At 63.4% G+C, this 26,484-nt stretch carries 18 protein-coding genes and 1 pseudogene; 5 read left to right on the top strand and 14 right to left on the bottom strand.

Translation table 11 applies throughout. The features are described from left to right. The first annotated feature begins 10 nt into the window (after positions 1 to 10). Entirely contained in the window at positions 11 to 1,060 is a 1,050-nt protein-coding gene (locus LB557_RS10330) for a substrate-binding domain-containing protein (RefSeq protein WP_140661484.1), read from the top strand. 89 nt (positions 1,061 to 1,149) lie between these two features. Here the strand turns inward: LB557_RS10330 and LB557_RS10325 are convergent. The 4 genes and pseudogenes from LB557_RS10325 to LB557_RS10310 form a co-directional block, all read right to left on the bottom strand. Next, positions 1,150 to 1,421, bottom strand: a pseudogene (locus tag LB557_RS10325) (type II toxin-antitoxin system YafQ family toxin). A gap of 2 nt (positions 1,422 to 1,423) precedes the next feature. Continuing rightward, positions 1,424 to 1,681, bottom strand: coding sequence for a type II toxin-antitoxin system RelB/DinJ family antitoxin (locus LB557_RS10320; RefSeq protein ID WP_140661483.1), 258 nt, complete (start codon positions 1,679 to 1,681; stop codon positions 1,424 to 1,426). A gap of 85 nt (positions 1,682 to 1,766) precedes the next feature. Further along, positions 1,767 to 3,821, bottom strand: coding sequence for a bifunctional aldolase/short-chain dehydrogenase (locus LB557_RS10315; RefSeq protein ID WP_224640896.1), 2,055 nt, complete (start codon positions 3,819 to 3,821; stop codon positions 1,767 to 1,769). Between the two features lie 86 nt (positions 3,822 to 3,907). Then, a complete protein-coding gene (locus LB557_RS10310; RefSeq protein ID WP_140715138.1) occupies positions 3,908 to 4,873 on the bottom strand; it encodes a sugar-binding transcriptional regulator in 966 nt (321 codons plus the stop codon). A gap of 197 nt (positions 4,874 to 5,070) precedes the next feature. On the opposite strand from LB557_RS10310, the gene LB557_RS10305 reads away from it, so the two are divergent. From LB557_RS10305 to LB557_RS10290, 4 genes are all read left to right on the top strand, one after another. Continuing rightward, positions 5,071 to 6,711, top strand: coding sequence for an acyl-CoA synthetase (locus LB557_RS10305; RefSeq protein ID WP_224640894.1), 1,641 nt, complete (start codon positions 5,071 to 5,073; stop codon positions 6,709 to 6,711). Between the two features lie 187 nt (positions 6,712 to 6,898). Continuing rightward, positions 6,899 to 7,504 carry a TetR family transcriptional regulator gene (locus LB557_RS10300; protein ID WP_015318925.1) on the top strand — a complete coding sequence of 202 codons (606 nt, stop codon included), beginning with the start codon at positions 6,899 to 6,901 and terminating at the stop codon, positions 7,502 to 7,504. A gap of 54 nt (positions 7,505 to 7,558) precedes the next feature. Beyond that, complete coding sequence (locus tag LB557_RS10295) at positions 7,559 to 8,701, top strand: efflux RND transporter periplasmic adaptor subunit (RefSeq protein ID WP_224640892.1); 1,143 nt, start codon at positions 7,559 to 7,561, stop codon at positions 8,699 to 8,701. Positions 8,702 to 8,954: 253 nt separating this feature from the next. Beyond that, positions 8,955 to 12,101, top strand: a complete 3,147-nt coding sequence (locus LB557_RS10290) for an efflux RND transporter permease subunit (RefSeq protein WP_224595721.1) — start codon at positions 8,955 to 8,957, stop codon at positions 12,099 to 12,101. 69 nt (positions 12,102 to 12,170) lie between these two features. Here LB557_RS10290 and LB557_RS10285 read toward each other — a convergent pair whose 3' ends face one another. The 10 genes from LB557_RS10285 to LB557_RS10240 form a co-directional block, all read right to left on the bottom strand. Next, positions 12,171 to 13,880: an APC family permease gene (locus LB557_RS10285; protein ID WP_015318922.1), complete on the bottom strand. Its 1,710-nt coding sequence runs from the start codon at positions 13,878 to 13,880 to the stop codon at positions 12,171 to 12,173. A gap of 253 nt (positions 13,881 to 14,133) precedes the next feature. Further along, a complete protein-coding gene (locus tag LB557_RS10280) occupies positions 14,134 to 16,503 on the bottom strand; it encodes a DUF1989 domain-containing protein (protein WP_224640889.1) in 2,370 nt (789 codons plus the stop codon). Between the two features lie 105 nt (positions 16,504 to 16,608). Next, on the bottom strand, positions 16,609 to 17,232 hold the full coding sequence (locus LB557_RS10275; protein WP_224640999.1) for a sarcosine oxidase subunit gamma: 624 nt from the start codon (positions 17,230 to 17,232) through the stop codon (positions 16,609 to 16,611). After that, positions 17,225 to 20,203 (bottom strand): sarcosine oxidase subunit alpha, encoded by a 2,979-nt coding sequence (locus tag LB557_RS10270; RefSeq protein ID WP_224640887.1) that lies wholly within the window; start codon positions 20,201 to 20,203, stop codon positions 17,225 to 17,227. Before LB557_RS10270 ends, LB557_RS10275 begins: the two co-directional genes overlap by 8 nt. 241 nt (positions 20,204 to 20,444) lie before the next feature. Further along, positions 20,445 to 20,720 (bottom strand): sarcosine oxidase subunit delta, encoded by a 276-nt coding sequence (locus tag LB557_RS10265; RefSeq protein WP_140617375.1) that lies wholly within the window; start codon positions 20,718 to 20,720, stop codon positions 20,445 to 20,447. 15 nt (positions 20,721 to 20,735) lie between these two features. Further along, entirely contained in the window at positions 20,736 to 21,989 is a 1,254-nt protein-coding gene (locus LB557_RS10260) for a sarcosine oxidase subunit beta family protein (RefSeq protein WP_140715124.1), read from the bottom strand. 91 nt (positions 21,990 to 22,080) lie between these two features. Then, on the bottom strand, positions 22,081 to 23,388 hold the full coding sequence (gene glnT, locus LB557_RS10255; RefSeq protein WP_015318915.1) for a type III glutamate--ammonia ligase: 1,308 nt from the start codon (positions 23,386 to 23,388) through the stop codon (positions 22,081 to 22,083). Between the two features lie 63 nt (positions 23,389 to 23,451). Then, positions 23,452 to 24,780: an FMN-binding glutamate synthase family protein gene (locus LB557_RS10250; RefSeq protein ID WP_015318914.1), complete on the bottom strand. Its 1,329-nt coding sequence runs from the start codon at positions 24,778 to 24,780 to the stop codon at positions 23,452 to 23,454. Positions 24,781 to 24,786: 6 nt separating this feature from the next. Then, positions 24,787 to 25,509, bottom strand: coding sequence for a GXGXG domain-containing protein (locus LB557_RS10245; RefSeq protein WP_015318913.1), 723 nt, complete (start codon positions 25,507 to 25,509; stop codon positions 24,787 to 24,789). 4 nt (positions 25,510 to 25,513) lie between these two features. Continuing rightward, on the bottom strand, positions 25,514 to 26,410 hold the full coding sequence (locus LB557_RS10240) for a class II glutamine amidotransferase (protein ID WP_015318912.1): 897 nt from the start codon (positions 26,408 to 26,410) through the stop codon (positions 25,514 to 25,516). Positions 26,411 to 26,484: the final 74 nt, after the last annotated feature.

The following is a 26,484-nucleotide window of genomic DNA, read 5'->3' as shown; positions in this document are numbered from 1 at the left end:
GGAAAACAAGGTGAACATCACTAGAAGACTTCTGGGGAAAGTGGCGCTCGGGCTCGCCGGCGCAACCATGCTGATGCAGGGGGCATTTGCCGCCGACAAGCCGGCGCCGTTCGACAAACCCGGCGTCAAGATCGCACTGGTTCGCTATCTCTCGACCGGCGACTTCTTCCAGGCGTATCTGTCGGGCGTCGAGGCGCAGTCGAAGGCGCTCGGTATCGACCTGCGCGTGCTCGACAGCCGCCAGGACGCCGCCCTTCAATCCGACATGGTCGACCAGGCCATCGCGCTCGGCGTGCAGGGCATCATCATCCAGCACGGCCTGACGGAATCGATGAAGGATGCCGCCCAGCGCGCCGTCGACGCCGGCATCAAGGTGGTGGCATTCGACGTCAATGTCGAAAACCCCAAGATCCCGCAAATCGAACAGTCGGACAAAGATCTGGCACGGCTGGCGCTCGAACAGGCAGTCAAGGACAATGGCGAAAGCTGGAACGCCGGCTATGTCTATGTCGCCGGCATCGCTCCGCTCGACCGCCGCAACGAGACCTGGGTCGACGTCAAGAAAAAATATGCAGGCATAAAGGAGGCCGCCATGTTCGGCACGCTCGACAATCCGATCGCCAACTCCGTCGCCAACCAGGCGCGCTCGGTGCTGTCGGCGCACCCCGACATCAACGTGATGTTCGCGCCCTATGACGAGTTCGCCAAGGGCGTGAAGATCGCCGTCGACGAAGCCGGCCTGAACAAGAAGATCAAGATCTATTCCGCCGACATTTCGACATCCGACATCGCGGCGATGCGCGAGCCCGACAGTGCCTGGGCGGCTACCGCGGCGACCAACCCGGCAGTCGTCGGCCAGGTCTCGGTGCGCGCCCTGGCGCAACTGCTCGCCGGCGAAGATCCCGGCCACAACGTCATCGTGCCGCCGACGCTGATCACCCAGAAGGAGCTGATCGACAAGGACATCAAGAACATGGAGGACCTGTCGGCCAAGCTGCCGCAGTTCGCCCATGCCGACGTCGCCATGCCGGCATGGATGCCGAACCCGAACGCGAAGTAGCTTCGGCACAGACTCTTGCTGATTATGGAGTCGAGACGAAATGAAAGCCGCCCTGTAGCAGTCGCTGCGGGCGGCTTTTTCGATGTGGTTCACTCGTTGAACAGGTCGGAATGCGAACCGGTACGGGCAAGCTGCAATTCGTCGTCGACAACGCGATAGATCAGGAGCCAGTCCGGCTCGATATGCGCGTCGCGAAGCCTTTCCAGTCCCCTTTCAGAGGATGATCCTTGTACACCGCAGGCAGTTCTTGTCCGGCGATGAGCAGGCCTAACAGATCGCGCAACTTGCCCAGGTCCTTGCCACGCTTTTCCATACGCCTCACATCCCGGCGAAATTGCCCGGAGCGACTGGGAACTGGCATGCCTAGATCCCCAAATCCTTGAACAACTCATCGGCCGAGGCAAGGCGCTTGCCCTTGCCTTTTTCCAACTCGGCCATGGCCTTTCTGGTGGTCGCGTTGGGTACTTTCACTGGAAAGGGAAATTCCTTATCGGCAGCGACGCGCACCAGAAGCAGGCGAATGGCATCGGAGACCGACAACCCCATGGCGGCCAAAGCCTCCGTTGCCCGATCTTTCGTTGCGCTGTCGATGCGAGCGCGGACCACTGAATCCGTTGCCATATCGTGGCTCCTTCATGCTGAGCCACAATGTAGCTACGGTGCGCAACTCTTGCAAGCAGATTGCTGCGACCATTCGGCAGCAAGCCTACCTCAGCGCCGCCGCGATGTTGCCACCGTCGACCGTCGTCACATCGGCGGTCGTCCGGTCGGCCAGGGCATGGTGCAGGAAGGCCTGCGCCACGTCCTGCGCGGTCACTTCCTGGCCGAGCAGATTGCCGGACATGTAGTCCTTCTCCGACACGCCGCGTGCGCCCGAGCGGCTGGCGATCATGGCGTCGGTCAAAAGCCCGGAGCGGATGCGGTCGGCGTTGACGGCGTTGGAACGGATGCCATGGGCGCCGTAGTCGAGCGCGTATTGCCTTGACAGGAACAGCGTCGCCGCTTTCGGCACGCCATAGGCGCCGAATTTCGGACCCGGATTGACCGCCTGCTTGGAGGTGTTGAACAACAGCGCCCCACCTGTACCTTGTTCCAGCATGATGCGCACGGCGTTCTGCGCCGCCGACTGGTGAGCGAAGAAATTGAGCTCGAAGCTCTTGCGCAGCAGCGTATCGTCAAGCTCGCCGATGCGGCCTTCCCAGGCAGCACCCGCATTGGACACCAATATGTCGACGCCGCCGAAGACGGCGACCGCCTTGTCGAAGGCGGCACGCATCTGGTCCGGGTCGGTGATGTCGGCGCCGACGCCAATCGAATTGTTGCCGGCTTTCCTGGCGGCATCGGCGGCCTTTTCGGCGTCGAGATCGACGACGACGGCATGAGCGCCATTGTCGGCGAACAGTTTTGCGGTCGCCGCACCAATCGCACCGGCGCCGCCGGTGATCAGCACCACCTGGCCGGTCAGCGGCTTCGGCTTGTTGGAGGCGAGCTTGGCCTGTTCCAGCGACCAGTATTCGAGCGGGAACAGGTCGGCCTTGGATAGCGGGTGGAAACGCCCGACGGCCTCGGCGCCGCGCACGGCCTCGATCCACATCTCGCCAACGTCCGAGGCGATCCTGGCATCCTTCAGCGTGCGGCCATGGCCGAACATGCCGAGCCCCGGCACCAGCGTCAGCCGGGGCATCGGATCGAGCATGGTGCGCTTGACGTCGTCGAGCGCGTCATTGGTCTCGAAATAGGCGCGGTAATCCTTGACGAAAGCGTCGACATGGCTCTGGATTACGGCCTTGTAGTCGCCGATCTTGTCGGCGTCGGGCGCCGGCACGGCCAGCGGCCCGGTCTTGATGCGGATCGACAGATCCGGCGTCGACACGCCGCGTCCTGCATAGTCGGCGATCTCTGCGGAATTGATGAAATCGACAATCGCGTCCGAGGTGCGGAAGTCAGAGATCATGCGGTCGAAGCGGCCTTCGCCGCGTGGCGCCGCTACAGCGCCGCGCAGCATGGGCGCGATCGCCGCCGGTGACGCTAGCCTTGCCGGCAGCGCTATCTTCGCAGTCTTCGGTTTGGCATGCTCGGCCACATGATCCTCGGCGACGTTCACATAGTGGATCATCCGGTCATAGGCCTGCCTAGCATCGTCGCCGAAAGTGAAGATGCCGTGCTTGTCGAGGATCAGGCCTTCCACCGTCGGGTCGGCGTCGAAGACGTCGGCCGCTGCCTTGGCGAGATCGAAGCCCGGCATGATGTAGGGCACATAGCCCATTTTGGCTCCGAACACCTTTGCCACCAGCGGCTTGCTGTCTTCCTGGTCGACGATGGCCAGGATGGCGGTCGAGTGGGTGTGGTCGACGAACTTGTGCGGCAGGAAGGCATGCAGCAGGGTCTCGACCGAAGGGTTGGGCGAGGCGGGGTCGATCAGGTTGGCCCGCTGCAACGCGACCATGTCCTCGTCGGAAAGCCTGTCCAGCTTGCGCGCCTTGAGCAGGGCGCCCATCTTGACCGCCGGCAGGCCCTGCGGCTCGATGACCGCCATATCCCAGCCGCTGCCCTTGACGCACAGCACGTCCCATTCGTCACCGACGAGATCGGTCGCCTTGATCTTGCAGGAGGTGTTGCCGCCGCCATGCAGGACCAGTTGCGGCACGCCGCCCAGAAGCCGCGTCGTGTAGACACGCAACGCCAGATCGCGGCCGACGCCCTTCTTCGCATAGTCGGCAACGAGTTGTTCGGCCACGTCGTCGTTCCACAGATTCTTCATGTTCGCTTCGTCCAGTTGCTGTCTTTGATGGTGAACAGGAATGCCGCGACGCCTTGATGACAAATGCGTCGGCAAAGGATTGGTTTTCAGGACGCCTTTTCTGCTGACGTTCCGGCATGATCGAGCAGCCGCTGCGCCATATGCGCGCCGACCACCAGATGCGTGCAGAGGCCGCCGGCGATCGCGGCGAGCAGCGGCTCGAACTTGCTGTCTTCCTGCACGACCATCAGCCGCTTACCGATGACGCGCAGTGAAGCAAGCCCCGCCGAGATGACCCGCCGGTTGTAGCTGCAGTCAAGCAACTCGCCACGGGCATCGATGATCTGCCCGGCAATGACACCCGCGGCACCTTCCCTGCGCAGCGCCGCCATCTCGGCTGCCGTCAGCGCGCCGCACTTCACCAGATGGCTGTCGGCATCGACCGCGCCGATGGAGTAGAGCGCAAGATCGCAGTCGCTGATCCCGGCAAGCTGGTCGCGGATCACAGGTTCGGCGCGCAGGCCTTGCGCCAGTTCCTCGGTCGACAGCACCAGGGGCGCGTAGAAGTTGAGGCCCTTGGCATTGAGCCGGCGCGCGATTTCCATAGTGCATTGATCGGGCCGGTAGGAATAGGGTGCGCCGAGATTGCCGCAGAGCTGCACCACGGTGACGTCCTGCAGGTCGGCATAGGACATGATGTCGGCGATGGTGTAGACGGTGCGGCCCCAGGCGACGCCGATGCGGTCGCCTTTCCCGACGAGTTCCAGGAAAACGCTTGCCGCCAGCACCGCGATATCGGTCGAGGGGTCGGCGAGATAGGCGTTCTCAGGCGCGATCCAGACGGCGTCGAGCTTCAGGGCGTCTTCCAGCCTGCGCGCCATGACGTCGTCCGTGAAGAGCTGCGTCGAGGTCGAGATGTTGACGATGCCTGTCTCGCGCGCCTTGCGCAGATACATGGCGACGGAGGCGCGCGAAATGTTGAGTTGATTGGCCACTTCGTCCTGGCGAAGCCCATGGGCATAGTAAAGCCAGGCCGCCTTGTGGATGAGCTGTTCTGCCGGTCGGATCGCCATGCCGCCTCCTTGGCTGACATTAGTCACGGCTCTCGACAAAAGTCAAATTTGGATAAACAGGAAGAGATTTCCTGCCGGCGCGGCACAGATCCCCATTCTAGCAAGTCGGTGCAGGATAGCATTCTCGGCCCATCAGGGGGATAGCGTGACGACGAGCGTAAGGTTAGAAAGCTCGAAAAGACTTTGGGGAGAATGGGATGGCCAATCCCTACGAACAGGATCTCGACAGGAACGCGGCCAATCACCAGCCGCTGACGCCGCTCACCTATCTGGAGCGCGCGGCAAGAACCTATCCCGACCATGTCGCCATCATCCATGGCAGCCAGCGCATCAGCTACCGCGATTTCTGGCGCCGTTCGTTGAAGGTCGCCTCGGCCCTGCACAAGCATGGCATCGGCAAGGGCGACACGGTGACGGTCATGCTGTCGAACACGCCGCCGATGCTGGAAGCGCATTTCGGCGTGCCGATGACCAAGGCGGTGCTTCACTCGCTCAACACGCGTCTCGACGCCGCCGTCATCGCCTTCCAACTCGACCATGCCGAGACCAAGGTGCTGATCGTCGATCGCGAGTTTTCCGGCGTGGTGCGGGAAGCGCTCGATCTGGCCGTGGTCAAACCGCTGGTCATCGACTACGATGATCCCGAATACGCCACCGACGCGCCCTATCCGAAAGGCGAGAGGGTCGGCACGGTGGACTATGAGGCCTTTGTCGCCAATGGCGACGAGGCGTTCGCCTGGTCGATGCCGGACGACGAATGGGATGCGATCTCGCTCAATTATACTTCGGGCACGACAGGCAATCCCAAGGGCGTCGTCTACCATCACCGAGGTGCTGCGCTGATGGCCTACACCAACACCATCCATGCCGGCATGGCCAAGCACGCGGTCTATCTCTGGACCTTGCCGATGTTCCACTGCAATGGCTGGTGTTTTCCCTGGACGCTCGCCGTCCAGGCCGGCACGCATGTCTGCCTGCGCTGGGTGCGACCGAAGCCCATTTATGACGCTATCGCCGATTATGGCGTCACCCATCTGTGCGGGGCGCCGGTGGTCATGTCGGTGCTGATCAACGCCAAGGACGAGGACAAGCGCGCATTTGCGCAAACCGTCACCTTCAACACGGCGGCCGCCCCGCCGCCCGAAGCCGTGCTGTCGGGCATGGCCGATGCCGGCTTTGCCGTCACCCACCTCTACGGCCTGACAGAGACCTATGGGCCCGCTGTCGTCAACGAATGGCACAATGGCTGGGACGCACTCGACAAAGGGGCGAGGGCGGGCAAGAAGGCACGGCAGGGCGTGCGCTATGCCGCGCTCGAAGGCCTTACGGTAATGGATCCCGAGACCATGGCCGAGACGCCCGCCGACGGCGAGACCATCGGCGAGGTGATGTTTCGTGGCAACATCGTCATGAAGGGTTACCTGAAGAACCGCAGGGCGACTGACGAGGCTTTCGCCGGCGGCTGGTTCCACTCGGGCGATCTCGGCGTCATGCACCCGGATGGCTATATCCAGCTCAAGGACCGCTCCAAGGACATCATCATCTCCGGTGGCGAGAACATTTCCTCGATCGAGGTCGAGGAAGCGGTCTACAAGCATCCCGCCGTCGCCTCCTGCGGCGTCGTGGCGCGCCATGACGACAAATGGGGCGAGGTGCCTGTCGCCTATGTGGAACTGAAGCCGGGCAAGGAGGCGAGCGAGGCCGAGATCATCGAGCACTGCCGGACGCTGCTCGCCCGCTTCAAAGTGCCGAAAGCGGTGATCTTTGCCGAGATACCGAAGACCTCGACCGGCAAGATCCAGAAGTTCCGGCTGCGGGAAATGGCCAAGGTCGCCTGAAGCCCCCGGCGGTCTTCGAGAGAATATTTTCAATGGTCCGCATCCTGAGGGCGCCTTGTGACGTCTACTGGATGTCACCAATTGTCACCTATCGTACGCGTACACCGAATCCGCGTTGACACCTCGCTCGTTTAGATTTACGAGTGATGAAAATCGAAATTCGTCACTCGTTATTTGACAGAGAGCTATGTCCGAAGCCGCCAACATCGTCGCCGACGTCGCCCGACAGGAAAATGTAACGCGCATACTCGATTGCGCCGAGCGCCTGTTCCGGCACTATGGCTACGGCAAGACCAATGTCGCCGACATCGCCCGCGAACTCGGCATGTCACCGGCCAACATCTATCGTTTCTTTGCGTCCAAGGTTGAAATCCACCAAGCCGTATGTGGCCGGATGCTCGGCGCCAGCTACAAGATGGCTTACGAGATCATGCACCTGCCGATCAGCGCCGAGGAGCGGCTGCGTCGTTATGTGCATGCACAATACAAGCTGACGATGGAGGTCATGCTCGACGACCAGAAGGTCCACGAGATGGTCATCGTCGCGCTCGAGCGGGACTGGGGCGTCATCGACAAGCATGTCGACAGCATTCACGATCTTTTCGCCGAGGTGATCGGCGAGGGCATCGAGGCCGGCGAGTTCAGGAAGCAGGACCCGGTGACCGCATCGCGTTGCTTCGGTGCCGCCACCGTCATCCTGTGCCACCCGCAGATGGTGGCGCAGTGCCTCGCCAAGACCAATCGGGCAATGCCCGACGACCTCATCGATTACGCCATCAGAGCCTTGAAATAGCCGTCGCCAGCCGATGCCGGTGTCGACAGTCCGTCTCCAGTCGGGAGTACCGAAATGTTTTTGCCCAGTTCCATCCTTCGCATGCTGCCAGCTGCCGGCCTGATCGTCGCATCGCTTGGGCTTGCCGGCTGCTCGCAGGAAAAAGCCGAGGTGAAGGACATCATCCGTCCGGTCAAGGTCGTCGAGATCGCCCAGGCGCATGACACCCGCACGCTGTCCTATTCCGGATCGGTGCGCGCCCGCACCGAGAGCACGCTGGGTTTCCGGGTCAATGGCAAGATCACTGAGCGTCTCGTCGACATCGGCCAGCACGTGGCGCCTGGCGACGTGCTCGCCCGCATCGATCCCTCCGACTATGACCTGTCGGTCAAGAGCGCGCAGGCGGCACTCGATGCCTCCGAACGGCAGGTCGAGACGGTCGAACTCGCCCGCAAGCGCGCCGAACAGCTTTTCGCCAAGAACTTCGCGCCGAAATCGCAGCTCGAACAGGCGACACTGACCTATGACCAGGCAGTCGCCACGCGCGACTCCGCCCGCTCTACGCTTGCCCAGGCCAGGAACCAGGTTGGCTATACCGACCTCAAGGCCGACAGGGATGGCATCGTCACGGCGGTAAACGCCGATGTCGGCCAGGTGGTCGGCTCGGGCACGCCCGTGGTCACCGTCGCGGTCGACGGTGAAAAGGAAGTGCTGATCGCGGTTCCGGAAATGGAGATCGCCGAGTTCAAGCCGGGCAAGGACGTCAAGGCGGGCTTTTGGTCGGACGATGGGCTGAAGCTCGACGGCAAGGTCCGTGAGGTCGCCGGTAGCGCCGATCCGCAGTCGCGCACCTTTGCCGTCCGCGTCAGCCTGCCCAACGACCCGCGCGTGCTGCTCGGCATGACCGCCAATATCGAGGCGTCGGCGGCCAACGAAAAGCAGCTCGTGTCCATCCCGCTCAGTGCACTCGCTGAGAAAGACAGCCAGTCGATCGTCTGGACGGTCGATCGTGGCGCCGACACCGTGCATGCCCGTTCGGTCAAGGTCGCCGAGTTCGCCCCCGACGGCGTGCGTGTCGCGGAGGGATTGAAACCGGGCGACGTCGTGGTCGCCGCCGGTACGCAGTTCATGACCGAGAACCTGAAGGTGAAACTCCCCGGCGGCACCGCACAGCAGTCCGCCTCGGCCGAGGGCGACGAAGCCAGCCAGTTGCGCTGACGACAGACAGGTCGGCCGCGCGTTCCCGCGGCCGCAGGTTTCCGGGCGGCGTGCCCGAAGGTCGAGACGTCAAGGCCGATGTACCCCCGCATCGACCCTCGCGTCCCACCGCGATGAGTGTCTCTCCGCTTGAAGAGCAACGCCGCCCGGAAGCCAGTATCGAACGCAGATGATTTCGTTCCGCGCGCGCTTCCTCGAAGCCCCTTTTTCGAAGCACCAAGCGCCGGCAACCAAGCAAAGTGGACCACTTCCGATGACGACCCCCACTGAAGAAAAGCGTCCCTTCAACCTGTCCCGTTGGGCCATCGGCCATCCCTCCATTGCGCGCTTCCTGTTCGGGCTGATCATCATAGCCGGCGCGCTCGGCTTGATGCGCATGGGCCAGAAGGAGGATCCCGATTTCACCTTCCGCGTCATGGTCGTGCAGGCGATCTGGCCGGGCTCCTCAATCCAGGAGATGGAGGACCAGGTCGTCAACAAGATCGAGCGCAAATTGCAGGAGACGCCGCATCTCGATTTCGTGCGTTCCTTCACCCGCGCCGGCAGCGCCATCATCACCGTCCAGATCAAGGGTGACACCAACGCCGCCGAAGTGACGGATGCTTTCTATCAGGTGCGCAAGAAAGTCGGCGATATCCAGGGCGACCTGCCGCAAGGCCTGCTCGGCCCGTATTTCAACGACGAGTTCGGCGACACGTTTATCACCCTGCATTCGATCAGCGGCGACGGCTTCTCCTTTCCCGAATTGAAGAAGTTCGCCATCCAGGCGCGCGATATGCTTTTGACGACGCCCGGCGTCGAAAAGGCCGTCATCATCGGCGACCAGCCGGAAAAGCTCTATATCGACGTCTCGTCCAAGGCGCTGGCCGAACGCGGCCTGACGCTGACCGACCTGCAGAACGCGATCAAGGGCCAGAACAACGTCGACCCCGCGGGTTCCGTCGACACCGGCGTCAATTCGGTGCGCATCTCGGTCGAAGGCGACGTCGCCAAGGCGGCCGACATCCGCGAACTGCGCCTGCGCGCCGGCGGCCAGGTCACCCGGCTGGGCGACATCGCCACCGTCACTTCGGGCCTGGAGGACCCCTTCCAGCGCAAATACCGCTTCAATGGCCACGACAGCGTGCAGCTTGGCGTGGTCATGGCCAAGGGTTTTAAAGTCACCGATGTCGGCAAGGATGTCGAGGCGACCTACAAGCGCTTCGAGGAGGCGCTGCCCTATGGCGTTTCGGTCGACCAGATTTCCGACCAGCCGGGCGTCGTCACGGATGCCGTCAGCGAATTCATGCATGCGCTCGGCGAAGCGTTGCTGATCGTGCTCGTCGTCTCGTTCCTGTCGATCGGCTGGCGCTCGGGGCTGGTGATCGCCATCGCCATACCGCTGGTGCTCGCCGCCACCTTCGCCATCATGTACGAGATCGGCATCGACCTGCAGCGCATTTCGCTGGGCGCGCTGATCATCGCGCTCGGCCTGCTTGTCGATGATGCCATGATCGTCGTCGAGATGATGGAGCGCAAGCTCGAGGAGGGGCTGGTCAAGATCGAGGCGGCGAGCTTCGCCTATTCCTCGACCGCCTTCCCGATGTTGACCGGCACACTGATCACCACCGCCGGCTTCATACCGGTCGGGTTCGCTGCTTCGACGGCTGGCGAATATGTGCGCACCTTGTTCTATGTCGTCGGCATCGCGCTGATCGTGTCGTGGTTCGTGGCGGTCTATTTCACGCCCTGGCTCGGCTATATGATCCTTAAGCAGCGCAAGCATGCCGGCAGCCATCACGACGCCTTCGACACAGGCTTCTATCGTCGGCTGCGTGCCACGGTCAGCTGGGCCGTGCGCCATCGCATCATCGTTTTGGTGATGACGCTGGCAACTTTCGGCACCAGCCTTTGGGCGTTCCAGTTCATCCCGCAGAATTTCTTCCCGCAATCGTCGCGGCCCGAAATTCTTGTCGACCTCTGGCTGCCGGAAGGCACCAGCATCAAGGAGGTCGAGGCGCAGGCCAAGGCCCTGGAAGCCAAGATGATGGACGACAAGGACAAGCGTTTCATCGCCACTTATATCGGCGAGGGCGCCCCGCGCTTCTTCCTGCCGCTCGACCAGCAACTGCGCAACCCGAACTTCGCCCAGATGCTGGTCATGGCCAATGACGAGCCGGCGCGCGAGCGGCTGATCGTCAAGCTGCGCACGGTTCTGGCCGAAGACTTCCCGTCGATCCGTGCCAAGGTCGACCGCCTGTTCCTCGGACCGCCGACCGGGTGGCCCGTGCAGATGCGCGTCATGGGTCCGGACCGCCAGGAGGTGCGCCGCATCGCCGACCAGGTGAAGGCGAAGTTCCGGCAGGATCCCCTGCTCGGCGCCGTCCATGACGACTGGCTGGAGCCCGTTCCGGCGATGAAGCTGGTCATCGATCAGGATCGTGCCCGTGCGCTCGGCGTCACCTCGCAGCGCATCCGCCAGATGCTGCAGGCGACGATGTCCGGCGCGCCGCTTGACGATTTCCGCGACGGCGAGGAGACGGTGTCGATCGTCGCCCGCGAGCCGGATGCCAGCCGCAGCCTGCTGTCGTCGGTCGACTCGGTCTATATCCCGACCGATTTCGGCGGCTTCGTGCCGCTGTCGCAGGTGGCCAAGGTGGTGCCTGTGCTGGAGCAAGGCATCGAATGGCGGCGCGACCGCCTGCCGACGATCAGCGTGCGCGCCACATTGCCAGACGGCGTGCAGTCCAACGACGTCGTCACCAAGATGTACAAGGACATGCAGGGCCTGCGTGACGGCCTGGCGCCCGGTTACAAGATCGAGATCCAGGGCGGTGCGGAGGATTCAGCCGAAAGCCAGGCTTCGATCGCCGCCAAGGCGCCGATCATGCTGGCCATCATCGTCGTGCTCCTGATGATCCAGCTGCAGAACTTCGGCAAGGCGATGCTGGTGCTGGCCACCGGCCCGCTCGGCATCATCGGCGCGGCCGCGGCTCTGCTGATCAGCGGTGCACCGTTCGGCTTCGTCGCCATCCTCGGTGTCATCGCCCTGCTCGGCATCATCATGCGCAACTCGATCATCCTGGTCGACCAGATCGACCAGGACATTGCCAAGGGCATGGACCGTTCCGAAGCGATCGTCGGCTCGGCCGTGCGCCGCTTCAGGCCGATCGTGCTGACGGCGATGACGGCGGTGCTGGCACTGATCCCGATCTCGCGCGGCGTGTTCTGGGGACCGCTCGCCTATGCCATGATGGGCGGCATTCTGGTCGCCACCGTGCTCACCATCCTGGTGCTGCCGGCGGGCTATGCGCTCTTCTTCGGCCGCGAGCCGAAGAAGGCGAAGACCGACCAGCAGGCGCCGGAGCCAGGGGAGATCGAAGGCATCGAACGGCCGCAACTGCCGTTGGCGGCGGAATAAAAAACCGGCCGGTCGATTTGCGACCGGCCGGTTTTCCTTGATGCAATGATTTAGGCCGCAGTCAGACCATCAGATGACGAACACCCAATTCGCGATGAGCATGACCGCCACGCCGGCGACCAGCGTCAGATAGGGCAGCATGCCCGCCTTCTTGACCGAAAGGTCGGCTCCCGCCATGCCGAGATCGGCCAGCATGTGGTCGGGGAATTTGCCCTTGTCCTGGATGTAGTGGCGGAAGCAGAACACCGGGATGATCAGCGCCGCCGTGATCAGTCCGGCCCACAGCGCCATCGGGTTCCACACCTTGGCGCCTGCGCCCATGAAGATCGCGTTGACGTAGGCGAAGATCGCCCCGATCCCCAAGAGCCAGCTCGGTGCTTTCCACGGCCGTGCGATATGGCCGTTGTCGATGCGGTGGATCCAGCCGGCATTGAGGTTGAGGAAATTGAAGATGATGTAGCCGCAGTTCGACACGGCGAGGATGAAGAAGAAGCTCGTCGCGTCGGCCGAGGCGATCGCCAGCACGACCAGATTGAAGCAGAGATCGGTCCACATGGCCCGCGTCGGCGCGCCGTGCTCGTTGACGTGGCTGAGATAACGGGGCAGCCAGCCGTCGACCGAGCCCTGGTAGAGCGTGCGCGACGAGCCGGCCATCGCCGTCATGATGCACAGCACCAGCGCCAGGATCATCAGCATCACCAGCAGGCTGTGGATAAGCCTGCCTCCGCCGACCATGCCGGCCAGCGCATCGGCCACGCCGGAGCCGTCGACGATCGGTGTTGCCAGCATGCCGTTCAAGCCCAGCACGCCCTGGAAGGTGAACGGCACCAGGATGAACAAAAGCATGCAGAGCAGGCCGGAATAGAAGATGGCCTTGAACGTATCGGTACCCGGGTTCTTGAACTCCGACGTGTAGCAGACGGCGGTTTCGAACCCGTAGGTCGACCATGCGGCGATGAACATGCCGCCGAGCGCCAATGTCCAGCCGGCGATGTTCCAGGAGCCGGGCTCAGGTGCATAGGCGGCGGCGAGCGGCACCAGAGGCGAAAAGTTCGACCAGTCGATCTGGCCGGTGAAGATCGGCACCACGCCGACGATCAGCATCGGGATAATGACCAGCAGTCCGATATATTTCTGCACGCTGGCAGTGCCCAGAATGCCGCGATGTTGGATCGAGAAGATGATCAGCATCAGCACCGCGCCGATGAAGAAGGTGGCATTGAGCGTGAAGGACACCGGGCCTAGCGTGTGGCTCCACAGCGTCCAGTTGCGGATCGCCGGCGTCGCGGCGGCGGTCACCGCGGTGATGGCGTCGGCAGGTGCCGTTCCGGCATGCGCGGCGATGTAGGCGACGACATCGGGCGAGGCCTCGGTGAACAGCGGCACCGGCGCCAGCGCATTGAGGATATAGGCGGCGGCGATCGAGCAGCCGAGCGACAGCACCGGCGACCAGGCGAACCAGTTGCACCACACCGACAGCGGCGCGATGAACTTGGAGTAGCGCAGCCAGGCGGTGGCGCCGTAGATCGAGGCACCGCCGGACTTGTTCGGGAACAGGCCGGCGATCTCGGCATAGGTGAAGGATTGCAGGAAGCCCATGATCATGGAGACCGTCCAGATCAGGAACGCCAGCTTTCCCGTCGTGCCGGCAATGCCGCCGATCGAGAACAGGACCAGCGCCGGAACGCCACTCGCCACCCAGAAGGCGCCGCGCCAGTCGATATGCCTGAGCAGCTTGCTTTCGGCAGGCTGGTCCAGGACCGTACTTATTGTGCTCATGTGGATGAGTTCCCCTTTTTCGATGTTCCCCGCCAGTGGTGTCTCGGCTACGCGAAACTTACTCCCCGGCAAATGATCGTTCCGGCCGCAGTGTTTCCACTCAGTCGTATTTTTTTCTTAAGAGTGAAGATTGATCCGGCGCGGCGTCACGTCAAGCGATTTGTGAAACCATGCACATCACGCTTGCGCGCGCGAACATCAAAGCGTCCGGCGGTGCGGCCGGCGGGCGCTTTGCGAGTCCCAAAAGGGCAGGTCAGGAACGTGGTTTGGTCTTTTGCGGATCGTAGTGGGCAAAGGCCACGACCCGAGCCGGCAGCCGCTTGGCGTGGCCGTCGAGCTTGCCGATCTCGACCTCCGTGCCGACAGCGGCATGAGCGACGTCGAGCCGCGCCAGCGCGATGTTCTTGCTCAGCACCGGCGAGCGCATGCCCGACGTGACGACGCCGATCTGGGCGCGCCCGACATGGACGCAGTCGCCGTGGCCGACGGCGACATTGCTGTCGATGTCGAGGCCGACCAGCTTTGTCTGCGGATGATCCTTGCGCCGGATCAGCGCCTCGCGGCCGATGAAATCGTCGGTCTTGCTCTTCAGCGGCACGGTGAAGCCGATACCAGCCTCGAACGGATCGGTCTGGTCGGAAAATTCGTAACCGGCGAAGATCAGTCCGGCCTCGATGCGCACCATGTCGAGCGCCTGCAGGCCCATCGGCTTCAGCCCATGCGGCTGGCCGGCCTCCCAGATCGCGTCGAAGACTTTTTGCGCGTCGCGCGGATGGCACCAAATCTCGTAGCCGAGTTCGCCGGTATAGCCGGTGCGTGAAACGAGGACGGGGATGCCGTTGCCGCCGCCGATCCTGGCGACGGCGAAGCGGAACCATTCGAGTTCCTCGATCGATGGCTGCAGCGGCGAGGTCCACATCACCTCCTTCAGGATGGCGCGGCTCTTTGGCCCTTGCACGGCGATGTTGTGCATCTGGTCGGTGGACGAGCGCACCAGCACGTTGAGGCCGAGTTTTGTCGCCGTCTCGCGCAGCCATTCGCCGGACAGATCGTCGCCGCCAACCCAGCGGAAATTGTCCTTGCCGAGCCGCAGAAGCGTGCCGTCGTCGATCATGCCGCCATGTTCGTAACACATGGCGGAGTAGACGACCTGGCCGACGCCGAGCTTCTTGACGTCACGCGTCAGCGTATATTGCAGCAGCGCTTCGGCATCCGGGCCGGTCACTTCGAACTTGCGCAGCGGCGACAGGTCCATGATCACGGCATCCTGCCGGCAGGCCCAATATTCGGCGATGGCGCCTTCCCTGGCGAACGAATTGGCCAGCCAATAGCCCCTGTACTCGACGAAGTCGCGTGTGTGTTTGGCAAAGCTCGAATGGAAAGCTGTCTCGCGGGTCATTTTCGGTTCCGAATCAGGCGTCATGCGTCTGGCGATCGCTCGCGAGAATTTGTGCTGGCCGGAATAGGTCCGCACGTGGATGTCGGTCAGGTCCCAGCCATTGGCCGGCGTCGTGTCGTCGGGGCAGGCCGAGGAGACGCAGACGATGTCGGTCAGCGCTCTGAGCAGAACATAGTCGCCGGCCCGCGACCATGGCTCGTCCGACACCATGACGCCATGGGCGTCGATCGCCGTGTTGAAGAAGAAGTTGATCGCCATCCAGCCGGCGCGGGGATTGACGCCCTTGCCGTCCAGCGCGCGATTAAAGTTCTCCGAGCAGTTGGTGTGGCCGGGATAGCCGATGTCGTCATAATATTTCGCCGCGCAGGCGAGCGCGAAGGCATCGTGCCGGCCGCACGTGTCCTGCACCACCTCAACCAGCGGTTCCATGTCCTGGTCGTAATATTTCGAATGCAGGCCGGGCATCGGATAGCTCGCGCCCATCAGCGTGCGCGTCGTCGTGACGTCGAGCGGATGGTCGAGCCCCTTGTCCAGCTTGCGGGCCGAGAAACACTGGAAGTCGGTGCACTGGCGCCCGTCGACATCGATGATCTGCAGATAGTCGCCCGCCTTGACGAAATACGATTCCGCCGTCGCCGAATGAACGCGCAAATCGAGCACCGGATCGGCCAATGGATCGGCAAGCCGGGATTTCGTTTTCAGGCGGATCGTGTTGCGCCGCACGACGACGCTGAGCGGCGTCGCTGTGTCGTGCCCGTCGACCAGCATCGGACCGCCGGGTGCGGCGATCAGCATCGCGCCGTCGCGCGCGACTGTGAATGCCTGCTCGGTACCGGCTGGTGTGGTGCCGCCAAACACGCGCACCGCCTCGGCCTGCCCAAGCTGAACCTGGCGGCGTTCGAGGCCGCGGCGCACCGCCGAAAGACTGTCGTCGCCCTCGGTGAGCAGCGCCTTGATGCCGGCGGCATTGCTGTTGGATTTTTCACCGAGAATGCCGGGATCGCTGGCGCCTGACCTGTCCCAGGCCAGCAACTCGCAGGCCTGGCCTCCCTCGACGTTGCAAACCGTGATCGTATCGCCGGCCTCGACCTCGATCAGCACCGCGCCATTCCCCTGTACGGTATAGCGCTCCATGCCGGCCGGCAGCGCGATCTGGCCGGGCCGCAGGATCAGGCTTGGCCTGGGCGGTCCGGCTGTCACGGTGGGGTAGGGCGACTGGCTCATCTCAGCCTTGCGGTTCGAGAAACAAGTTTGCCTGTGTGTGAAATTATTTTAGCAGCAAGAATAGCAGCGGAGCGGAGTTTGGCAAGGCGGGGAAGAAGCGCAGTGCTACGCCAAGTCCTCCGAATGCCCGATCTCGACACCATACTCGGCAGCCGAGTCCAGCATCGTGTGCCACAGGCTTTCGGCGAAGGTCGAAAACACCAGAATGGTGAAAACAGCCTGTCCGTCCGGCGCATCATTGCCGCGCCACAGCGTGACGCTGGTGTGATCCATCGAGGTGGTTGCCGCGGCTCCGACCGGGAACGCCGCCGGATACAGATCGATCGACGACAGTTTGGCGAGCAGGGCGCGCGCCTTGGTGCCGGAAATGCTGATCAACACCCGCGCATGTGACTGGTCCGAGAGCGAAGCCGAGGTCGCGAAAACCGGGGCCAGCGACTCCACCGTGTGTCTGCCTTTCGACAGCACGAAGAACTGATCCGGTCCCGACCAGATGAGCGTGGCTTCGGCTGCTGCGGCCGTCTTCGGTGTTTCCGGCGCCGTCACGCCGAAATGCGCGTTCGCGGCGCTCGCCATCTCGGCCGTCTTGCCGCGCCGCGCCATCACCTGGACAAGGTCGAAATTGCGGATCTCGCTCAGGGTCACGCCGGCGTCGCCTCGCGCGCCGTGTGGACCGGCGACGAGTGCGCGGTGGAGAGGGCTGCGGGTTTCCCAGGAAAACTCAGCCACGCTGGCGCCCTCCATCCGGGTCATAGAAGACAGGGTTGCACAGTTCCAAATCGTAATCCTCGCCGCGTAGCGGATCGTGCGCATGCACGATCTCGCCGAACCGCTCGCGGCCGCGCTCGACAAGTGCAAGCCCGATCCATTGGTCTGATGTCGGCGAAAAGCAGACCGAGGTGACGTAGCCCTGGTCGTTGTCGGGCCCGGGTGTCTGCCCCTTCGGAATGATGTGCGCGCCGGAACGCAGGCGCCGGGCCTTGTCGGTCGGCTTGATGCCGACGACGACCTGCCGATCAGCTGCGATCAGCGCCTCGCGTCCGGCCATGACGCGGCCGATGAAATCCTTCTTGGTCGACATCATCTTGCCGAGGCCGAGATCGGCCGCGGTGGTCGTGCCGCTGAGTTCCGGACCCGCGACGTGACCCTTTTCGATGCGCATGACGCCGAGTGCCTCGGTGCCGTAAGGCGTCACGCCGAACGGCTTGCCCGCAATCATCAAATTGCGCGCCATCGCCTCGCCGTAGCGCGCCGGCACCGAAATCTCGAACGCCATTTCGCCCGAGAAGGAAATGCGGAACAACCGCGCCTTGACGCCGCCGCGCAACGCGACTTCGCGCGCGCCCATGAAGGGGAACCCTTCGTTGGAAAGGTCTTCCGAAGGATCGACGATCTCTTTCAACAGGTCGCGGGTTTTGGGCCCGGCAATCGAAAATTGCGCCCACTGGTCGGAGACCGAGGTTAACTGCACATCGAGTTCCGGAAACAGCACTTGCCGGCAGAATTCGAGATGCTGCATCACCAGCCCGGCCTTGGCCGTGGTGGTGGTGAGGAAATAGTGGTCCTCGGCCAGCCGCGACGTGGTGCCGTCATCATAGACGATGCCGTCCTCGCGCAGCATCAGCCCGTAGCGCGCTTTTCCCACCGCAAGAGTGGAGAAGGTGTTGATGTAGACACGGTCGAGGAAGGTGCCGGCGTCCGCGCCATGCACGTCGATCTTGCCCAGCGTCGAGACATCGCAGAAGCCGACGCCTGAGCGCACCGCCTTGACCTCGCGGGTCACCGATTCCAGCCAATCCTTCTCGCCGGCGCGCGGATACCATTGCGCGCGCTTCCACAGGCCGGTGTCGACGAAGATCGCGCCCTGTTCGGCGGCCCAGTGATGCGACGGCGTCAGCCGCGTGGCGTGAAAATTCTCGTCGCGATGATGGCCGGCGAAGGCGCCGATGGCGACCGGCACATAGGGAGGCCGGTAGATTGTCGTGCCGGTCTCGGGAATGGATTTGCCCGTGACCGCCGCCATGATGGCGAGGCCGGCGACGTTCGAGGTCTTGCCCTGGTCGGTCGCCATGCCGAGCGTGGTGTAGCGCTTCAGGTGCTCGACCGATTCGAACCCTTCGCGCTGCGCCAGCTCGATATCCGATGCGGTGACATCATGCTGCTGGTCGACGAAAGCCTTGCCTTTGCCGGCAACGTGCCAAAGCGGCGCCAGTGAAAAGGCTTCGTCGTCGGCCACCGGCGTGGAGCCTGAGCCATTGCCGTGTCCGGCATCACGTGCCGCAGCCGCGCCCGCCGCAAATCCTTCGCGCAAGCAGGCGCCAAGCCCGAAGGCGCCGTTGGCGGCACCAGCCGCGACCATTCCCGGAGGCGCGCCGTCGGGCACGAAGGCGGCGATATCGTCGCGCCATTTCGGCCGGCCGCGATGATAGGAGGTGAGCCCGACCGCCGGGTTCCAGCCGCCGGAAACGGCAAGCCCATCGGCTTCCACTTCGGCACGCGCGCCGCCGGTGAGTGAGACGGAAATCTTGCGCACACCATTCTTGCCGCCATCGATGCCGCTGACGGAGCCATGCAGAACCGCAAAGCCGCCCTTGCTGGCAAGCGAGCGGTGCTCGGACGAGATTTCGGCGCGCGCGTCGATCACGGCGGCGACCTGCAGTCCCGCCCCGAGCGCTGCCTCGACGGTGCGCCAGCCGTCCTCGTTGTTGGTGAACAGCGCGATGCGTCTCGCCGGTGCCGCGGCATAACGTGCGATATAGCTGCGCATGGCGGACGCCATCATCACGCCCGGCGTGTCGTTGCCGGCAAAGACGATTGGCCGTTCGAGCGCGCCTGCCGCGACGACGCAGCGCTTGGCCACGATCCGCCATAGCCGCTGGCGCACCTGGTGCTCCGGCGGCGAGGGCAGATGGTCGCTGACACGCTCGATCGCGCCATAGGTGCCGCCATCATAGACGCCGAACAGCGTCGTGCGCGTCATGATGCGGACATCAGGCATGGCGGCAAGCTCACTGAGCGTGCGCGCGATCCATTCGTCGGCAGGCATGCCGTCGATCATGCCGCCATCGGCAAGCAGGCGCCCGCCGGGAACAAAGTCCTCTTCACACAGGATGACGCGGGCGCCGCTGCGGCCTGCTGCGAGGGCGGCTGCGAGGCCCGTCGGGCCGGACCCGGCGATCAGCACGTCGCAATGCGCCCACGCCTTGTCGTAATGATCCGGATCGGCAATGCCGGCTGCACGGCCGAGACCCGCGGCGCGGCGAATCGCCGGCTCATAGATCGCTTCCCAGAACTTCGCCGGCCACATGAAGGTCTTGTAGTAGAAGCCGGCGACGAAGATCGGCGCGAACAGCTGGTTGACCGACATCACGTCGAAGGCGAGCGACGGCCAGCGGTTCTGGCTGGCGGCGTCGAGCCCTTCATAGAGCTCCGCTGTCGTCGCCTTGGTGTTCGGCTCGCGCCGTGCACCGCTGCGCAGCTCCACCAGCGCGTTAGGTTCTTCCGATCCCGCGGTCAGGATGCCGCGCGGGCGATGGTACTTGAACGAGCGGCCAACCAGCTTGACGCCGTTGGCAACCAGTGCCGAGGCAAGCGTGTCGCCTTTGAAACCGGAGAAGCTCTTGCCGTCGAACCTGAAATTCAGCGGCGCCGAACGGTCGACGAGACCGCCGGATGTGAGACGATGGGGTTGAGAGGTCACGATGTCCAGCCTCTCGTCGATTCGATGTCATGGCGGAGGGCAGCACTGCCCCTCATCGCCCTGCCGGGCACTTCTCCCCGTATAGTGACGGGGAGAAGGGGGCTGGCCGCTAAGTTGGCTTCCTTCTTGCAGCGCTGGCGATCGGCGAAACCGGGGACGGCAGCACCCCTGTCCCCGTCCCTATACGGGGAGAGGATGCCGGCAGGCAGGTGAGAGGCGGCGCCGAGTTGGCAGGAAATATTCATTTCGCAACCTGCCTCGCCCCGGCACCCGCTGCCGGTTCAACCGCCGAAATCTCGTGCGTCAGCGTGTTGCGGGTGACCTTCAGCCAGGCCCGGCAGCCGCCGCCATGATACCAGTTCTCATCCATCACGCCGGCGATGTTGTCGCGCAGATAGACGTAATCGTAGACCTCATCTTCCGACGCTCCAGGCGCCGGCCGCACCGGCTTGGCGTCGCCGAGATAGGTGAACTCGCCGAGCTCGCGTTCACCACAGAAGGGACAGACAATACGCATGTTTTTCGACTGTCCTCAGTGCAGGTTCGGTTGGGCGCCCTGGCCCTTTTCGTCGATGACAGCACCAGACCGGAACCGGTCGAGCCGGAAGCGGGCGGCCTCGGCGTGCGATTCATCGCGAGCAAGCAGATGGGCGAAGACGAAGCCTGAGCCGGGTGTCGCCTTGAAGCCGCCATAACACCAGCCGGCATTGAGGTAGAGCCCGTCGACCGGTGTCTTGTCGATGATCGGCGAGCCATCCATCGACATATCCATGATGCCGCCCCATTGGCGCAGCAGCCGGACGCGGCCTATCATCGGCATCAGCGCCATGCCGCCCTCGCAGACATCTTCCATGACAGGCATGTTGCCGCGCTGGGCATAGGAATTGTAGCCGTCGATGTCGCCGCCGAAGACCAGCCCGCCCTTGTCGGACTGGCTGACATAGAAATGGCCGGCGCCAAACGTCATGACGCCGGGAATGAGCGGCTTGATCGCCTCCGAGACGAAGGCCTGCAGCACATGGCTTTCGATCGGCAGCCGCAGGCCAGCCATCGCCGCGACGCGCGATGAGGACCCGGCCACCGCCATGCCGACCTTGCCGGCGCCGATCCTGCCGCGCGAGGTCTCGACGCCAGTCACCTTGCCGTTGCCGTCCCTGACAAAGCCCGTGACTTCGCAATTCTGGATGATATCGACGCCGAGTTCGCTGGCAGCGTGGGCGTAGCCCCAGACCACCGCGTCGTGCCGCGCCGTGCCGCCGCGTCGCTGCAGCAGCCCGCCCTGCACGGGAAAGCGCGCATTGTCGAAGTTCAGGAACGGGATCATCTTCTTGACCGCCGCCAGGTCGAGCAGTTCGGCGTCGATACCGTTGATGCGCATGGTGTTGCCGCGCCGTGCATAGGCGTCGCGCTGCGCATCGGAATGGTAGAGGTTGATGACGCCGCGCTGGCTGACCATCGCGTTGTAGTTGAGGTCCTGCTCCATCCGTTCCCAAAGCTTCATCGACAATTCGTAGAAGCCGGTATTGCCGGGCAGGCCGTAGTTGGAGCGGATGATGGTGGTGTTGCGGCCGGCATTGCCGGAACCGATCCAGCCCTTTTCCAGCACCGCGACATTTTTGATGCCGAATTCGCTGGCCAGGAACCAGGCGGTGGCCAGCCCATGGCCGCCGCCGCCGATGATCACCACGTCGTAGCGGTCCTTCGGCGCGGCGTCGCGCCAGGTGCGTTGCCAGTTTTTGTGGCCGGAAAGAGCGGCGCGGGCGAGCGAGAAGATCGAGTATTTCATACGTTCATTCCGAGGTCGCTCGCCCCAAACAGGAACTTTCTTGACGCATCGCCTTTGCCGAAAACCGTGTCACACTTTTCGGTCCGATGCTCTAGATGTCCAGCGTGTGGTCGCGCTCCCATTGCGTGAAATGCGAAGCATAGGAATTCCATTCCTGGTGCTTCAGCTTTAGATATGCCGACGAGAATTCCTCACCCAGCGCCGCCTTGAGCGATTTGTCCTTGTCGAACTCGCGCAACGCATCGAGCAGGTTGAGCGGCAGCTTAGGCGCGCCCTTCACCGTGTGGCCATGCTGGTACATGTCGATATCGTAGCGCTTGCCCGGATCGGCCTTCGAGCGGATGCCGTCGAGGCCGGCGGCGATGATGACCGCCTGCAGCAGATAAGGGTTGGCAGCGCCATCCGGGAGGCGCAATTCGAAGCGGCCGGGGCCGGGCACGCGCACCATGTGGGTGCGGTTGTTGCCGGTCCAGGTCACCGTGTTCGGCGCCCAGGTCGCGCCCGAAATGGTGCGCGGCGCGTTGATGCGCTTATAGGAATTGACCGTCGGGTTGGTGATCGCGGCGAGCGCCGAAGCGTGCTTCATGATGCCGCCAAGGAAGTTCTTGCCCTTGGCGGAAAGACCGAGCTCCATCGAATTGTCGGCGAAGACATTGGTCTTGCCCGATTTGTCCCAGACGGAGATGTGGGCATGGCAGCCGTTGCCGGTCAGGCCCTGGAACGGTTTGGGCATGAAAGTGGCGCGCAGCCCATGCTTTTCCGCGATCGACTTGACCATGAACTTGAAGAAGGAATGCTTGTCCGCGGTCGGCAGCGCATCGTCGAACGCCCAGTTCATCTCGAATTGGCCGTTAGCGTCCTCGTGGTCGTTCTGGTAAGCGCCCCAGCCGAGCGCCAGCATGTGGTCGCAGATCTCGGCGATGACATCGTAACGGCGCATCACCGCTTGCTGGTCATAGCAAGGCTTCGATGCCGTGTCGTACTCATCGGAGATGGTCTTGCCGTCCGGCGAGATCAGGAAGAACTCGGCCTCGACGCCGGTCTTGACGTGCATGCCGTCGGCGGCTGCCTCGGCTATCAGCCGCTTCAGTGTGTTGCGCGGCGCCTGGTCGACGTCCTTGTCGTCCATGATGCAGTTGGCGGCGACCCAGGCGACTTCCGGTTTCCATGGCAACTGGATGACCGAGTCCGGATCCGGCACCGCCAGCATGTCGGGATGCGCCGGCGTGAGGTCGAGCCAGGTGGCGAACCCGGCAAAGCCGGCACCGTCCTTCTGCATGTCGGCGATGGCTTGCGCCGGTACCAGCTTGGCACGCTGGCCACTGAACAGGTCAGTGTAGGAAATCATGAAATATTTGACGTTTTTCGCCCTTGCGAACTCTGCAAGATCAACTGTCACTGAAGTTCCCCATTTCTTATCGATTGTTGGCCCTTAAGCATATGGCCTTCGGCCCTTTGTTGATCAGAAGCCGTTCTTCCCCGGTATCCAGTTGGTGCCGGCCAGCGGCACGCCGGCCATGGCGGCAGCCTCGATCGTCAATGCGACGAGGTCCTCGGGTTCGAGATTGTGCAGGCTGTTTTTGCCGCAGGCGCGGGCGATGGTCTGCGCCTCCAGCGTCATCACCTTCAAATAATTCGCCAACCGGCGCCCGGCGGCCACGGGGTCGACCCGCTTCATCAGTTCGGGGTCCTGCGTGGTGATGCCGGCAGGGTCCTTGCCCTCATGCCAGTCGTCATAGGCGCCCGATGTGGTGCCGAGTTCGTTGTACTCCGCCTCCCAGCGGGGATCGTTGTCACCGAGCGCCACCAGTGCCGCGGTGCCGATCGACACGGCGTCGACGCCGAGCGCCAGCGCCTTGGCCACATCGGCGCCGTTGCGGATGCCGCCTGAGACGATGAGCTGCACCTTGCGGTGCATGCCGAGATCCTGCAGCGCCTGCACCGCCGGCCTGATGCAGGCGAGCGTCGGCTGGCCGACATTCTCGATAAACACTTCCTGCGTTGCAGCCGTTCCGCCCTGCATGCCGTCGACCACGACGACATCGGCGCCGGCCTTCACCGCAAGCGCTGTATCGTAGTAGGGCCGGGCGCCGCCGACCTTGACGTAGATCGGTTTTTCCCAATCGGTGATTTCGCGCAGCTCGAGGATCTTGATCTCGAGATCGTCCGGTCCGGTCCAGTCGGGGTGGCGCGAGGCCGAGCGCTGGTCGATGCCTTTGGGCAGCGTGCGCATCTCGGCGACACGGTCGGAAATCTTCTGGCCGAGCAGCATCCCGCCACCGCCGGGCTTGGCGCCCTGGCCGACGACCACTTCGATCGCATCGGCGCGACGCAGGTCGCGCAGGTTCATGCCATAGCGCGAGGGCAGGTACTGATAGACCAGTTGCTTGGAATGGCCGCGCTCTTCCTCTGTCATGCCGCCATCGCCGGTCGTGGTCGAGGTGCCCGACAGCGTCGCGCCGCGCCCGAGCGCTTCCTTGGCGGGACCGGACAGCGAGCCGAAGCTCATGCCGGCAATGGTGATCGGTATCTTCAGTTCGATAGGCTTCTTGGCGTGGCGCGAACCGAGCACCACGGATGTGTCGCAGCGCTCGCGGTAGCCTTCCAGCGGGTAGCGCGAGATCGAGGCGCCGAGGAACAGAAGGTCATCGAAATGCGGCAGCTTGCGCTTGGCGCCGGCACCTCTGATATCATAGATGCCGGTCGCCGCGGCGCGGCGGATTTCGGAGAGCGTGTAGTCGTCGAAAGTCGCGGATTTGCGCGGCGTCGTCGGCGGGTTGCGATAGGTCATGCTGCCTCAATACGCGTCGGCGTTGTCGATATTGAAATTGTAGAGCGTGCGCGCCGAGCCGTAGCGCTTGAACTCCGACGGCTTGACGCCGGTCACGCCGGCGCGGTCGAGCAGGCCTTGCAGCAGTTCCAGATGCTCGGGCCGCATCTCCTTGGCGATACAATCCGCACCGAGACTGTCGACCTTGCCGCGCACGAAGAGCCGCGCCTCGTAGATGGAATCGCCCAGTGCATCGCCGGCATCGCCCAGGACAACGAGGTTGCCGGATTGCGCCATGAAGGCCGACATATGGCCGATATTGCCGTGCACGACGATGTCGATGCCCTTCATCGAGATGCCGCAGCGCGACGAGGCATTGCCTTCGATGACCAGCAGCCCGCCCTTGCCGGTGGCGCCGGCATACTGGCTGGCATCGCCTTTGACGGTGATCGAGCCCGACATCATGTTCTCGCCAACGCCGGGGCCGGCCGAGCCGTGCACGGTGATGGCGCTGCCGGAGTTCATGCCGCCGCAGTAATAGCCAACGCTGCCGCGCACATCGATGCTGACAGGGTGGTCGACACCGACGGCGACCGAATGGCTCCCTTTCGGGTTGAGCACTTCCCACGCCGTCTCGTTCGAACCCGGAGCCAGATTGTGGAGCGCTTGATTGAGTTCGCGCAGCGACAGGACGTCGAGGTCGAAGACGCGCGCATGGCTGTCGCGCGTTGCCTTGGAGGTTGCCGGCATGAACTCAATGCTCCCAGAAATAAACGGTTGCGGGCTCCGGTTCCCAGACCCTCGCATTGTCTATGCCCGGCAGTTTGGTCAGGGCGCGATATTCCGAGCCGAAGGCGACATACTGGTCGGTCTCGGCCATCACGGCGGGCTTGCAGGCGATCGGATCGCGCACCACGCCAAAACCATTCTTGGTGCCGACGACGAAGGTGAAGAAGCCGTCGAGGTCGGACAGCGTGCCTTCCAGTGCCTCGCCGAGATTCTTGCCATGCGCCATTTGCGAGGAAAGGTAGGCGGCCGCCACTTCGGTATCGTTCTCGGTCTCGAATTTCATGCCTTCGCGGATCAATTCGCGGCGAACATTGTTGTGGTTCGACAATGAACCATTGTGCACAAGACACTGGTCGGCACCGGTCGAGAAAGGATGCGCACCCATCGTCGTCACTGCCGATTCCGTCGCCATGCGGGTATGACCGATGCCATGCGTGCCGGTCATCTTGCGCACGTCGAAGCGATCGACGACGGCTTCGGGCAGGCCGACTTCCTTGTAGATTTCCACCGCTTCGCCGGCGCCCATGATGCGGATGTCGGGCCTGAGCGACTGGAGGGCCTCACGCGCCGCGTCGACCTTGTCCGGCGTGGTCCTGACCACCGCGTGGGTCGATTTCACCGCAATGCTCACCGGCGCTCCGACGGCCTTCGCGAGTTCGGCGTCCAGGCCGCGGAAATCGCGTTCCGGCTTCGGCGATTGGATGGTGATCTTGGCCTCGTTGCCGGACGTCGCGCCATAGATGGCGATGCCGGCACTGTCAGGGCCGCGATCGCTGAGCGATACCAGCATCTCCGACAGCATCGCGCCGAGCTTCGGCTCCAGCGCCTTGTCCTTCAGGAAAAGTCCAACGATTCCGCACATGTCAGCCTCCCGACGTTTGTGACTAAGATGATGTACCGAATGAAATCCTCTAATTCAATGGCATGAAAGAAATT

The sequence above is a fragment of the Mesorhizobium sp. BR115XR7A genome, from assembly GCF_020165315.1.
In the GTDB taxonomy this organism is placed as follows: domain Bacteria; phylum Pseudomonadota; class Alphaproteobacteria; order Rhizobiales; family Rhizobiaceae; genus Mesorhizobium; species Mesorhizobium australicum.
Note: the sequence above shows the minus strand (reverse complement) of the source record. Positions and strands in the feature narration are given on the sequence as shown.